The organism is Motilibacter aurantiacus, assembly GCF_011250645.1.
In the GTDB taxonomy this organism is placed as follows: Bacteria; Actinomycetota; Actinomycetes; order Motilibacterales; family Motilibacteraceae; genus Motilibacter_A; species Motilibacter_A aurantiacus.
Map to the genome: position 1 here is coordinate 191,936 of NZ_JAANNO010000001.1, position 12,739 is coordinate 204,674.

A 12,739-nucleotide genomic window follows, 5' to 3' on the forward strand; every position below is an offset into this window, starting at 1 on the left:
TGCGACTAGCGCTTCGCCGAACTCGACTTCGGCTTGGACGTGGCCTTGGGCGTCGGCGCCGCCTTCGGCGGCGCGGGCGGCGCGGCCGTGAGCTTCACGACCGACGTCAGCACCCAGTCCGCCTGCCGCCGGTAGCTCGGCCTCGCCGAGACCTGCACGACGACCGTGGACCTGATGAAGACGTCACAGGTGCGCGCCGCGGGCGCCTCCGCGTCGCAGGAGACCTTGTACGCCCGCCCCGCGGACGAGGTGAACTCGCCCGTGTGCGTGATGCCGTTGGCGTCCCACTTGGCCGACGTGACGTCCAGGAACGTCGTCCGGTCACGGGCCCATCCGGTCACGGTCTCGTACTTCTTCGCCGTCGCGTTGTAGACGACCCGGGTGGACTTGACCTTCGCCTCGCACGTCGCCGAGGGCGGGCTGCCGTACGTGCAGGTGACGTCCCACCACTTGCCGTCGATCAGGTGGATCCCGGGCGTCGTCATCGGGTCGAGCGACCACCAGGTGGTCCGCTTGAGGGCGCCGGCCCAGGACAGGCTGATGTGGATGTGGTCCGAGTGCGCCTCGGCGCCGGTGTAGGGCAGCCAGCCGGCGCCCGGGCGGTAGGCCCGCCAGATCTGCTTGTCCCAGATGATGTACATGACGCCGAGCCGGCGCGCCATGGCCGCCTGGTTGCCGTAGGCGTCGGGCGCGGTCAGCCAGTCCACGATCGACTGCGCGGTCGCGTCCTCCTCGGGATCGCTCGCGTCGAGCATCACGTCGAGGGCGCGGCCCTCGTGGTGCTCGCTGATGGCCTTGCTGCAGGCGCGGGTGATGCCGAAGCCGGAGATCGCCGGGTACGTGGCCGCGAGCAGCTCCTGCAGGCCGACGGTGCCCGGCTGCGCGGTCTTGACGCAGGTCTTCTGCTCCTCGTAGCCCGCGAGGTCGTCGATCCACTCGGGGAACTGCGGAGTGGCCGGCGGCGGCGGGAGCGGCACCGCGGGCGCCGTCGGCGGCGCAACGGGAGGGGCCGGCGTGGCGGCAGGGGCCGGCGCCGGGGCGGCGTGGGCGACGGTGGCGGAGCCGGTCACGACGGCGACGGCCAGCGCGACGGCGGCCGCGCCGCGGGAAGGGGCGCTCACCGCGGCACCGTCAGCCGGACGTAGCGCTGCACGACCCAGGTGGGCCTGGCGACGTAGCGGTAGCCCCCGGCCGTCGTGACCCGGGAGATCAGCTTCTTGTTGACGGAGACCGTGCACTGGCGCGGCCCGGTGGCGGCGGTGCACGTGGTCCTCCAGGTGAGGCCCTTCGCGTCCTTCCAGGTCCCGTTCCGGCCGTACGGGCTGCGGTCCCACGCCGCGGTCGCCGGGGTGTCGTACGCGGTCGCCATCGGCTTGTAGCCGACGCGGCGGGCGTAGCCGCCCCGGGCGCTCTTGTCCCGCACGTAGAACGTCGCGACGCCGTACGCCGTGCAGCGGTGGGTCTGCCCGTAGTCGATGCAGGTGGTGCGCCACTGCCGGCCGTTGTGCGTGCGCTCGCCGGGCTGCCGGTAGACGATCGAGAGCGTCGGCGGGTCGACCGCCGGAGGCGCGGGCGGGGTCGGGGTGCTGACCGGGGGCACGTCGAGCGAGATCGACCGCACCCATGCGGACCTGAGGCCCAGCTTGGTCCGGAAGACCTCGCCGTCGAGCTGCTTGCTCGTGCCGTCCGGGCCGGTCGCGGTGACCGCGGTCGCGGCGTCGGAGCCGTCCTTCTCCGTCACGGCCAGCGCGGCGATGCCGGAGAGGCCGAACGCGGAAGCGACCTTCGACGCGGCGACGCTCACCGTCCAGGAGCGGTTCGGGTTGTAGGAGCCGTTGCTCCAGCGGTCGTCCACGGACTTCGCGTAGCTCAGCGGTGACGTCCAGACCCACTCGCTGTTGCGGGTGCGCCCGCCGCTGGAGGAGAAGTAGTACGTGCGGATCGGGCTGCCGGACGCGTCCTTGACGACGAGCCCGGAGTCGGCCCCGACGGTCGTCGCGTCGACCGCGGCCCGCCAGCGGTCCCCCCAGACCGTCGACCCGGAGCGCTCGCCCTCCTTCTTCCAGCCGGTGTAGACCTGGCTCGCGTCGGTGTCGTAGACGTTGCAGTCGCCGCAGCCGCGCGTGCCCCCCGGCTTCGCGAGCACGATGCCGAGGGCGTACGAGCGGGCCGCGATGGCCTGCGCGCGCAGCGCCTCGGTCGGCCAGGAGGACGGGACCTCGGCCAGGCCGTAGAGGTACTCGTCGTGCAGGCTCAGCACCCCCACGGCCTCGAGCCGGCCCTTCGACCCGCCGTACGCGGCCGAGGGGAGGATCTCGACCGAGCCGCGGCGCAGCTGGTCCGACCCCACCGACACGACGGTGGCGGGCGAGCCGGCCAGCGCGCCGGCACCGCCGCCCCACTCGACCGCGAGCCGGCTGCCGGCGTACTGCTCGGCGGTGCCGTCGGCCCGGGCCACCGCGACGGCGACCGAGGAGTCCGAGGCCGTGGCCGTCGCCCGGTCACCGGCGGCCAGGCCGACCGGCGTCGCGTCGATCGTCAGCTGCCACGCGCCGCCTCCGGCCGCGACCGCCGTGCTGGACAGCGCGAGGCTGCTCACCCCGTGCGCGAGGTTGACCCGGATCGGGCGGGCGTCGGGCGCGGCCGACACCGTGGTGCCGGTGAAGTAGTGCGGCAGGATCTGCTCGGCCGTGCGCCCCTCCTGGGCCTGGCCGTAGGCGCCGTACTGGCTCATCCCGACGCCGTGGCCGAACCCGGCGCCGGTGACCGTCACGGTGGACGCGGCCGGCAGCGCGGCGCGGGTGACGGGCGCGGCCTGGGCGGCCTGCCCGACCGCGCCGGCGAGCGGGGCGAGCGACGCGGCGAGGCCGAGGGCCGTGACGCCGGCCAGGCCGCGGGCGAGGCGGGTCACCGGACCACCGTCAGCCGGACGTAGCGGTTGAGCTTCCACACCTCGACGGCCTTGTAGGTCACCCTGCCGCCCTTGCCCTTGACCGGGGTGAGCACCTTGGTCAGCACGTCGCTGCGGCAGCGGCGCGGGCCGCTGTCGGCGGTGCAGGTGACCTTCCACTTCTTGCCGCCGATGACCTTCTCGCCCGGGGTCGCGTAGGGGCTCGTGTCCCAGTTGGCGGTCGCGGGCGAGGTGTAGCCCCAGCCGGAGAAGACCTTGCCGTACTTCTTGAGGACCTTGCCCTTGCCCTGCGCGTAGTAGGTCGCGGTGACGTAGGTGGAGCAGCGGTGCAGCGCCCCGAAGTCCTCGCAGGACGTGGAGAACTTGCGCCCGTTGTAGGTCGTGTCCCCGGCGTCGGTGTAGACCTTCGCCATGATCGGCGGGTCCTTGACGACGGGCTTCGGTGGGGCGACCACGGGCGCTTGCGCGGAGGCCTTGACGTTGAAGGTCGAGACGTACGGCGCCACGGGCGCCCCGCCCTCGGTGGTGCCGGTGAGCCGCAGGGTGTAGAGGCCGGCCGGGGCCGGCTGGCCGTTGACGGTGCGGTTCCACGTCGCCGAGATGCCCGGCAGCTGGCCGGTCGTGTGCCCGCTCTGGCCGCGGACCACGGTCCCCGCCGAGTTCGTCACCGTCATCTTCCACAGCTGCGGCTCGGAGGACCGCGCCGTGAGCGTGACGTTGCCGGCCGGCGCGGTGAAGAGCGTGGTGCCGTCGGGGGCGGTCCCCGTGGCGACCGCGTTGACCGCCGCGGGCGAGGTCACCGGGTCGAAGAACGACGGGCCCATGAGCTCGGTCACCCTGGACCGGATGGCGGGCAGGTCGTCGTAGAGGTAGCGGCCGGGGCAGGCGGTGGCCCCGACGTCACGGTGTCCGGCGACGACGGGGACGGTCGCCCGCTCCCCTGACCGGTAGCGGGACGTGCCGCCACCGGCGCTGGTGACCGTGACCGAGGCGTTCGGGTCCCGGTACGCCGACGCGAGCTTCCACGCGAGCACCTGCGAGATGGACTCGACCATCGGGCCGGGGGCGTCGGTGGTGTCGTAGTTGCCCAGCGCGGAGACGCCGAAGCTGTCGGAGTTGAAGCCGCCGGTGTGGGCGCCGAGCACGGCCCGGTCGATCCCGCCGGCGCGCCCCTCGTAGACCGTGCCGAACTTGTCGACGAGGAAGTTGTAGCCGATGTCCGACCACTTGTTGACCTTGGTGTGATACGCGTAGATCGCCCGTACTTGCGCAGCTGCCGTCTCGGCGCTGTAGCTGTTGGTCGAGGCCGTGTGGTGGACGAAGCCGATCTTCGGCGTGCCCGTGTAGTTGGGGGTACGCCCGCGCAGGCTCTCGTCGGCGCCCCACTGCGCGCGGGTGACGATCGCCGGCGCGGCGACCGCCGCGTTGGCGACCGCTGCCGGGCGCACCGGGCGCCGGCCGTCCGCGGCGGAGCGCCCGCCGTCGATGAGCTCGGCCTTGACGTCCTGCGGGGCCTTGCCGCCGACCGCGTCGACGCGCACCTGGACCCCGTCCGCGCCGTCGACGAGCAGCATGGCGCTCGCGGTGCGCGACTGCGCCGCGGCGTCCGGGGTGCCTGCGTCGGGGCCGTCGTCGGACCGCTCGAGCGCCTCCCACGCGCTCCACCGCCCGTGCTCGCGGACGCGCACCGTGATCGCGGTGCCGGCGCCCTCGCTCCCCTTCTCCCAGCTCACGGAGACCAGGTCGAAGCGCGCCGTGCGCACCGGTGGCGTCAGCACGGCGGGGCGGACCGCGCCGGCCGACAGCCGGGTGACGCCACCGAGAGCAGAGGCCGCCTTCGGGTCGACCCCGTCGAGCGCCAGCTCGACGACCTTGGGCTCGACCGCGTGCGCGCTCGGGGCGGGCGGCGTGACGACAGGCAGAGCGAACGCCGCCGGAACGATGCCGACGGCGAGCAGAGCGGAAGTCGGGCGCACGTGCGTTCCTTGCTGCGGGGCGGTCAGAGCGGCCGGTCGAACGACGCCGGCCGGGGCCGGCGACGGTCGTCCGCGTACGGGCCGGACCGGACGGCCAACCTTCCCCGGGCGCCGACGCCTCCTCCTAGGAGGACGTGCCGTGCGCCCAGCTCGGTAGGCGCGACTGGCACCGATCCGCGGGCGCGGTCCCCTGTCCCTCGGCAGGAGCACCGTCCGACATGAGGAAGCAACTCCTCGTATCGGACGAAGCACATGCGACAGCATCAGGAGACGACAGCAGTCACTGTAGTCACAGCAGCACCGCCGTGTCTCCCCTCCGGAGCGTTGCACATGCCTCAAGGATTTCCGTGAACCCGCGCGGCGTGTCGCCGTCTCGGCCTGCCGGCGCCCCCGATCGCGCGGCCGTCCGGCGCGCCCTGCCCCGGCCCCGTCGACGGGAGCCGGCCGGCGGCCGCGGCAAACCCCCCGAGCGGGAGAGGTATGCCACAGCCTCCGGCTGCCAGGACAGCGACGCCGGTAGGCTGGAAACGGCTCGCCCCGTTGTGGCGTTGATGCCGCTGGGCCCGTCCTGGTGACGCGCCCCCCGGGTCACCGGCAACCCCGACCCGGACTGCACCGGAGTGATCGGCAACCGTACGAGCCCCGCCGGGTCGCCCGGCCAGACCCGAAGGAACCCATGCGCCGTTCCGCTGGCATCCGAGCGCGCCACGCCCGTGCCCCACGCGTCTGGCACCGGGTGCTCGTCGCCCTGGGGCTGACGCTCGCCATGACCTTCGTCGGGGTCGGCGCGGCGGCGGCCCTGCTCTACCGGCGGCTCGACGGCAACATCACCCAGAAGTCGATCGACGAGGCGCTGGGGACCGACCGCCCGACCAACGCGCCGGCGGTCGAGGAGAAGCACGAGCCGGTCGACATCCTGGTGATGGGCTCGGACACCCGCGCCGGGGACAACGGCTTCGTCGGCGGCGACGAGGTCGACGAGCGCTCCGACACCACGATCCTGCTCCACCTGTCCGGCGACCGGCAGTCGGCGTACGGCATCAGCATCCCGCGCGACTCGATGGTGGAGATCCCCGACTGCGAGCGCACGGACGGCAAGGGCCGCACCTACCGCTCGGACGGCTCGCTGCACATGTTCAACGAGGCGTTCACCATCGGCGGCGCCGCCTGCACCGTGAAGACGGTCGAGCACATGACCGACGTGCGCATCGAGGACTACGTGGTCGTGGACTTCAAGGGCTTCACCTCGATGGTCGACGCGCTCGGCGGGGTGCGGGTGTGCATCCCGGAGGCGATCAACGACCGGACCGGCAACATCTCCTTCGCCGCCGGGCCGCACAACCTCAAGGGTGAGAAGGCCCTCGACTACGTCCGCCTGCGCTACGGCATCGGGGACGGCACCGACACCCAGCGCACGGTGCGCCAGCAGCTCTTCATCGCCGCGATGATCCGCAAGGCGACCTCGAAGGGCATCCTGGCCCGCCCCGACAAGATCTACAGCTTCCTCGACGCGGCGACCAAGTCGCTGACCACGGACATGTCGATCTCCTCACTGGCCAAGCTGGGCCGCGAGGTGCAGAACATCGGCCTGGGCAACATCGCCTTCACCACCGTGCCGACGCAGGAGTGGCCGGTGGACCGCAACCGCCTCATCTGGACCTCGGCGGCGGACGGCATCTGGGAGGCGGTCCGGACCGACCAGCCGCTGCCGGGCCAGAAGGTCAAGCGCACCTCGACCCCGTCGCCGACGCCCACCCCGTCGACGGCCCCCACGCCGCGGGTCCAGACCGCCCCGAAGGACGTCAAGGTCAAGGTGCTCTCCGGGACCGGCTCGCTCGCCGACGCGGAGACGGCCGCGGAGGCGCTGCGCGCGCGCGGCTTCCAGGTGGAGTCGGTCGAGCTCGGCGAGCAGACGGGCGTCACGGCCTCGGTCGTGCGCTACGACCCGCGGTGGGACGAGTCCGGCCGCACCCTCGCCACCTCGGTGATCGGCGCGACGTCCGAGCAGGTCGAGGGCCTGTGGGGCACGCTCGAGCTCGTCGTCGGCAGCGACTGGAAGGGCGTGCGGGCCGTCCGCGTCGGCGCAACCGGGTCCGGCAAGCCCTCCCCGTCGGCAACCCCGCTCGAGCTGCGCACCGCGCTGTCGGACACCTGCGCGTAGCCCGGACGGCCGGGTCGGAAGGGATTCCCCGCCGCCGCTGTTGAGCGGCCACCGAAGGAGGAATCCCATGACCACCACCCCCGACCTGTACGCCGAGTTCCGCCGCGGGGACTTCCTGCTCGAGCTGGGGCAGCCCGCCGAGGCCGCCCGGGTGCTCGCGCCCGTCGTCGCGGCGGCGCCCGAGCACACCGGGGCGCTGGAGCTGTACGCCCGCGCCCTGTTCGCGTCGGCGCAGCTGCGCCGCGCGGAGGAGGCGCTGCGCACGCTGGTGGACCGGCGGCCGGACGACGGCTGGGCCCGCATCGCGCTGGCCCGGGTGCTCGAGCGGCAGAGCCGGCCGGCGGACGCGGCCGAGCACCGGCGGCTGGCGCAGGCGCTCGGGCAGGCGGCCTGACCCAGCCGCTCCCGTCGGAGCAGGCTGCGGCCCCCGGAGGGCGCCCGGGGGCCGCAGCGCGCCCGGGCGTGCTGGCCCGGTCAGCCCGAGGCGTCGAGCGACCCCGGCCGGCCGAGGAAGTAGCCCTGCCCGTGCGTGACGCCGAGGGCGCGCAGGCAGTCGAGCTCCTCCGCCGTCTCGATGCCCTCCGCGACCAGGAACGCCCCGGTGTGCCGGGCGAAGGTGGTGAGGGCGGCGGCCAGCGCATGACGGGTCGGGTCCAGGTGCACGTCGCGGATGAGGCTCATGTCCAGCTTGATGAACTCCGGTGACAGCGCGAGCACGTGCCGCATGCTCGCGAAGCCGGCGCCCGCGTCGTCGACGGCGAGGCGCAGCCCGCGTGCCCGGAGCGGGGCGAGGTGCTCCAGCAGGCCGCGGTAGTCGTCCACCCGCTCGTGCTCGGTGAGCTCGAGCACCAACGTGTCCAGCGGCTGCCCCTCCAGCGCGCGCGCCAGGCCCGGTGACGCGGCCACCGAGGGCGTGACGTTGATCGACAGGAACCCGCCGACGGCCGGCCGGTGGGCCAGCGCCGCGCGGACGGCGGCGTGCTCGAGCTGCTCGCCGGCCCCCACACGGGCGGCGTCGGCGAACCACTGGTCCGGCAGGCCCGAGGGGAAGCGGCTGAGCGCCTCGGCGCCCGCGAGCCGCAGCTGCGCGAGCTCGACGATGGGCTGGTAGACGGGGACGGGCCCACCGGCCCGGCGCAGCTCGTCGAGGCGCGCGAGCACGCTGCGCCGCTCGGCGGCCTGCTCCTCGTCCCGCGTCACCAGCTCCCCGAGCGCCTCCGCCAGGATCTCCAGCACGCTCGCGTCGCGGGGGCGCAGCTCCGGCTGGGCGTCGGCCGACAGGGCGCACAGCACCCCGTAGTCACTGCCGTCGCGCAGCCGGACCGGCACGCCGACGTACGCGCCGATGCCCAGCGCCTCGGTGATCGCCAGGTCCCGGGTGACCGGGTGCGCCGCGGCGTCCGGGACCACGGGCGCCAGCCGCCCGTCGAGGACGCGCTGGCAGTAGGACCCGGCACGCTCCCAGGTGAACCCGTGCGGTGCGGGGACGCCGGCACGGGCCGCGAGATGGCGGATCGACCAGGTGTCGCCCTGAAGGCTGCCGAGGACCGCGACGTCCATCCCGAGCTGGCGGCGCGCCGAGTCCAGCAGACGCAGGATCTGCTCGGCTCCGGCGACGGGCTCCGGCCCGGCGGCCCGGCGCGAGCCGGAGCGGCGGGGGGCGGACGAGCTGCCCCCGGCGTCGGCAGCAGCGGCCCGAGCGGCCTTGTCGGCGTACATCGCGGCGTCCGCCTGGCGCCACGCCTCGACCAGGCCCGAGGACGCTCGCCGGGTGGCCGCGCCGATCGAGGCGCGGACGTCGGCGTCGTCGAGGCTCTGCCGGAGGCGGTCGACCACGGTGACGAGGCCGGGCGCGGTCGCACCGGGCAGCAGTACGGCGAACTCGTCCCCACCGAGCCGGGCGACCAGGTCGTCGGCGCGGAACTCGCGGCGCAGCACGTCGGCGGCGCGCTGGAGCAGGGCGTCGCCCTCGGCGTGCCCTCCGCTGTCGTTGAGCGCCTTCAGGCCGTCGAGGTCGAGCACGAGGACCGACGCGGTCAGCCCCAGGCGGCGGGCCCGGGCCTCCTCCGCCTCCAGCGCGCGGTCCCAGGCCCGGCGGTTCCCGAGCCGGGTCATCGCGTCCCGGCAGGCGTCGTCCTCCGCGACCTGCGCGCGGCGCGCCTCCTGCTCGAGGCGGGCCTCGTACGCGAGCAGCGTCCCGAGCAGCCCCGCGGCGAGCTCCACGTCGGGCAGGCGCAGGGCCAATGACGGGTCGACCGGGGAGCGGGACCCGGCGCAGACGGTGCCGAGCAGCTCCCCGTCCGGGCCGGCCATCGGGACGGTCAGGTACGAGTGGAAGGGCAGGCCGGTGGCGGCCCGCGCGTGCGCCCACCCGGGGACGTCGTCGACCTCGACGGCGAAGCGCGGCGCGTCACCGGCGATGCTCGCCGCGCAGAAGGTGTCGTCCCAGGGCAGGACGTCGTGGGCGGCGACGCCCACCCCGCCGGTGTCGAGCGCGGACAGCACCACGTAGTCCTCGCCGTCGCGGCGCGACACCGCCCACATGTCCATGCCGAGCTGGGCGTGCAGCCGCTCGAGCGTGGCCCGCGCCGCAGAGGTGAAGTCGGCGACGGAGCGGGTGGGCTCCGCCCACACCGCGGAAGGGCCGCCGGCAGGAGCCGACACCGGCTCGATCTGGGTCACCTGCGGGAGATCGGCACGTCCCCCTGGAGCTTGAGCGCCTGCCCAGACGGCACCGGCCGCGGCACGCGGGCCGCGTCGACCTCCCGGTCCCCGCCCCGGACGGCCGGGTGCATAGACTCCGCGGCGCTGATCGGGAGCTCGGGACGACCGGGCTGAGAGGGCGGCTACGACGCGCCGCCGACCGTTGGAACCTGTCCGGGTAATGCCGGCGTAGGGAGCATCGCGTGACCGTTCCTGCCCGTGCCGCGAGCGACGGCGCTGACGTCGTCGTCACGGGCGGCGGCCTCGTCGGGCTGGCCGTCGCCTGGCGCACCGCGCAGCGCGGCCTGCGGGTCAGCGTCGTCGACGAGGCCCCGGGCACGGGCGCGTCGTACGCCGCCGCCGGGATGCTCGCCCCCGTGGCCGAGGCGGCGTACGGCGAGGAGGCGCTGCTCGCCCTCGCCCGGCTCTCCCTGGAGCGCTACCCGGCCTTCGTCGCGGAGGTCGAGCGCGCCGGGGGGCTGCCCGTGGGGCTGCGGACGGCGGGCACGCTCCTCGTCGGGTTCGACGAGGACGACCTGCGTGCGCTGCTGGCGCTGCACGACTTCCACCGCGAGCTGGGGCTGAGCGCCGTCCGGCTGACGGCGGGCGCCTGCCGACGGCGCGAGCCGGCCCTCACGCCCCGGGTGCGCGGCGGGGTGCTGGTCGACGGGGACTACTCGGTGGACCCGCGCGCCCTGCACGCGGCCCTGCTGGCCGCCGCGGACGGCGCCGGGGTGGAGCTGGTGCGTGCCCCGGTCGCGGCGCTCGCCGTCGAGGACGGGCGGGCTGTGGGCGTACGCCTCGGCGACGGGCGCCTCCTCCGGGCCGGCGCCGTCGTGCTGGCCCTCGGGCCGTGGAGCGGCCGGCTGCCCGGCGTCCCGGCGGGCGCGGTCCCGGTCCGCCCGGTCAAGGGGCAGGTCCTGCGGCTGCGCGGGGAGCAGCTGCTCAGCGGCACGGTCCGCGGCCTGGTGCGCGGCCGCGGGGCCTACCTCGTCCCGCAGTCCGACGGACGCCTGGTCGTCGGGGCCACGTCGGAGGAGCTCGGCTTCGACGGGCGGGTCACCGCCGGGGCCGTGCACGACCTGCTGCACGACGCGGCCGAGATGGTGCCCGGCGTCTCGGAGCTCGAGCTGGTCGAGACGCTCGCCCGCTGGCGGCCGGGGACTCCCGACAACGCGCCGCTGCTGGGCGCCTCGGCGCTGCCCGGGCTCGTGCTGGCGACCGGGCACCACCGCAACGGGGTGCTGCTGGCACCGGTGACGGCGGACCTGGTCGCCGAGGTGCTCGCCACCGGCTCCTTCCCCGCGGCGGCAGCGCCGTTCTCGCCCCAGAGGTTCCAGGCAGTCGACGAGCAACCGGAGGTCGCGGCACTGTGATCGTCTCCGTGAACGGGAAGCAGGCGTCGGTCGACGAGGCCGCGACGGTCGCCCAGGTGGTCCGTCGGTCGGCGCCGGAGGCCCGCCGGGTGGCCGTGGCCGTGAACGGCGAGGTCGTCGCGCGCGGCGCCTGGCAGACGACGGTCCTCGCGGCGGGCGACGCCGTGGAGGTTCTGGCACCGGTGGCAGGAGGCTGAGATGGCGGCGGAGGCGACGCCCGCGGCGCGGGCGGACGAGGCGGCGGACCTGCTCGAGCTGGGCGGGGCGGTCTTCGGCTCCCGGCTGCTGCTGGGCACCGGCGGCGTGCCGAGCCTCGAGGCGCTCGACCGAGCGCTGGCGGCGTCGGGCAGTCAGATCGTCACGGTGGCCCTGCGCCGCGTGAGCCCGGCCGACGGCGGATCGTTGCTCGACGTGATCGAGCGGGCGGGGGTGCGGCTGCTGCCCAACACCGCCGGCTGCATGACGGCCCGTGAGGCCGTGCTCACGGCCAAGCTGGCCCGGGAGGCCTTCGAGACCGACTGGGTCAAGCTCGAGGTCATCGGCGACGAGCGGACCCTGCTCCCGGACCCGGTGGAGCTGCTGGACGCGGCCGAGCAGCTCGTCCTGGACGGCTTCCGGGTCCTGGCCTACACCAGCGACGACCCGGTCGTGGCCCGCCGGCTCGCGGACGTCGGCTGCACCGCGGTCATGCCCCTCGGCTCGCCGATCGGCTCGGGGCTCGGCATCCGCAACCCGCACAACATCTCCCTGATCCGCGAGTCCGTCCCGGTCCCCGTGGTGCTGGACGCGGGGATCGGCACCGCGTCCGACGCCGCCCTGGCGATGGAGCTGGGCTGCGACGCCGTCCTGCTCGCCTCGGCGGTGACCCGGGCGCGCGACCCGGAGCGGATGGCGCTGGCGATGCGGCACGCGGTGGAGGGCGGGCGGCTGGCCTACCGCGCCGGCCGGATCCCGCGGCGCTGGCACGCGGAGGCCTCCACGCCGATGGCCGGCCTGCCGCAGCTGTGAGGCTGCCGCCGCTGCTCGTCCTCACCGACCGGCGGCTGTGCCGCCGGCTCGAGGACACCGTGGCGGCAGCGGTGGACGGCGGCGCACGGGCCGTCGTGCTCCGGGAGAAGGACCTGCCGCTCGTGGAGCGGCTGCGGCTGGCCGACCGGCTGCGGGCGGAGCTCGAGCCGGTGGGCGGGCTCCTCGTGCTCGCGGGGGCGGCCGCCGGCGCGCCCGCCGTCCACCTCGCCGGCGCGGAGGCGTTCCCCGCCGACCGGCCGGCAGTCGTCGGGCGCTCCTGCCACTCGGCGCAGGACGTGCGCGACGCCCTGGCCGAGGGCTGCGACTACGTGACCGTGTCCCCGGTCTTCCCGACGCCGTCCAAGCCGGGGTACGGGCCGGCGCTCGGCCTCGACGGGCTCGCCGCGATGGCCCGCGTCGCCGGGGCGCTGCCGGTCGCCGCGCTCGCCGGCGTGGGGACGGGGAACGCCGCCAGCTGCCTGGCCGCCGGCGCCGCGGCCGTCGCGGTCATGGGCGAGGTGATGCGGTCCGACGCCCCGGACCGCGAGGTCGCGCGGCTGCTGGCCGCCCTGGACGGACGGCCCGCCGCCGCAAAGGCCTGACC

10 protein-coding genes and 1 riboswitch are annotated in these 12,739 nt (G+C 75.3%); of the genes, 6 read left to right on the top strand and 4 right to left on the bottom strand.

Features of this window, described 5'->3' with window-relative positions; translation table 11 throughout:
• Positions 1–5: 5 nt before the first annotated feature.
• The 3 genes from G9H72_RS00925 to G9H72_RS00935 are packed head-to-tail and all read right to left on the bottom strand — an operon-like array spanning position 6 to position 4,887.
• Complete coding sequence (locus G9H72_RS00925; RefSeq protein WP_166166241.1) at positions 6–1,121, bottom strand: hypothetical protein; 1,116 nt, start codon at positions 1,119–1,121, stop codon at positions 6–8.
• Positions 1,118–2,911, bottom strand: a complete 1,794-nt coding sequence (locus G9H72_RS00930) for a SpoIID/LytB domain-containing protein (protein WP_166166243.1) — start codon at positions 2,909–2,911, stop codon at positions 1,118–1,120. Before G9H72_RS00930 ends, G9H72_RS00925 begins: the two co-directional genes overlap by 4 nt.
• The gene (locus G9H72_RS00935; RefSeq protein ID WP_166166245.1) at positions 2,908–4,887 is read right to left on the bottom strand and encodes an N-acetylmuramoyl-L-alanine amidase; all 1,980 of its coding nucleotides are present in this window, start codon (positions 4,885–4,887) and stop codon (positions 2,908–2,910) included. The genes G9H72_RS00930 and G9H72_RS00935 overlap by 4 nt, the downstream gene beginning before the upstream one ends.
• A gap of 676 nt (positions 4,888–5,563) precedes the next feature.
• On the opposite strand from G9H72_RS00935, the gene G9H72_RS00940 reads away from it, so the two are divergent.
• Together G9H72_RS00940 and G9H72_RS00945 are read left to right on the top strand one after the other, a co-directional pair.
• The gene (locus G9H72_RS00940) at positions 5,564–7,048 is read left to right on the top strand and encodes an LCP family protein (RefSeq protein ID WP_166166247.1); all 1,485 of its coding nucleotides are present in this window, start codon (positions 5,564–5,566) and stop codon (positions 7,046–7,048) included.
• 67 nt (positions 7,049–7,115) lie between these two features.
• On the top strand, positions 7,116–7,442 hold the full coding sequence (locus G9H72_RS00945) for a tetratricopeptide repeat protein (protein WP_166166249.1): 327 nt from the start codon (positions 7,116–7,118) through the stop codon (positions 7,440–7,442).
• Positions 7,443–7,522: 80 nt separating this feature from the next.
• Here the strand turns inward: G9H72_RS00945 and G9H72_RS00950 are convergent, their stop codons facing one another.
• On the bottom strand, positions 7,523–9,730 hold the full coding sequence (locus G9H72_RS00950; protein WP_166166251.1) for a sensor domain-containing protein: 2,208 nt from the start codon (positions 9,728–9,730) through the stop codon (positions 7,523–7,525).
• Positions 9,731–9,850: 120 nt separating this feature from the next.
• Positions 9,851–9,964, top strand: a riboswitch (TPP riboswitch).
• Here G9H72_RS00950 and thiO point away from each other — a divergent pair.
• The 4 genes from thiO to G9H72_RS00970 all read left to right on the top strand — a co-directional run bounded on the left by thiO (position 9,955) and on the right by G9H72_RS00970 (position 12,737).
• Positions 9,955–11,127, top strand: coding sequence for a glycine oxidase ThiO (gene thiO / locus G9H72_RS00955; protein ID WP_166166253.1), 1,173 nt, complete (start codon positions 9,955–9,957; stop codon positions 11,125–11,127). (Overlaps the previous riboswitch by 10 nt.)
• An 8-nt stretch (positions 11,128–11,135) precedes the next feature.
• Positions 11,136–11,324, top strand: a complete 189-nt coding sequence (gene thiS, locus G9H72_RS22150; RefSeq protein ID WP_166166255.1) for a sulfur carrier protein ThiS — start codon at positions 11,136–11,138, stop codon at positions 11,322–11,324.
• A gap of 1 nt (position 11,325) precedes the next feature.
• On the top strand, positions 11,326–12,135 hold the full coding sequence (locus G9H72_RS00965) for a thiazole synthase (RefSeq protein ID WP_166166257.1): 810 nt from the start codon (positions 11,326–11,328) through the stop codon (positions 12,133–12,135).
• A complete protein-coding gene (locus tag G9H72_RS00970) occupies positions 12,132–12,737 on the top strand; it encodes a thiamine phosphate synthase (RefSeq protein ID WP_166166259.1) in 606 nt (201 codons plus the stop codon). The genes G9H72_RS00965 and G9H72_RS00970 overlap by 4 nt, the downstream gene beginning before the upstream one ends.
• Positions 12,738–12,739 lie beyond the last annotated feature (2 nt).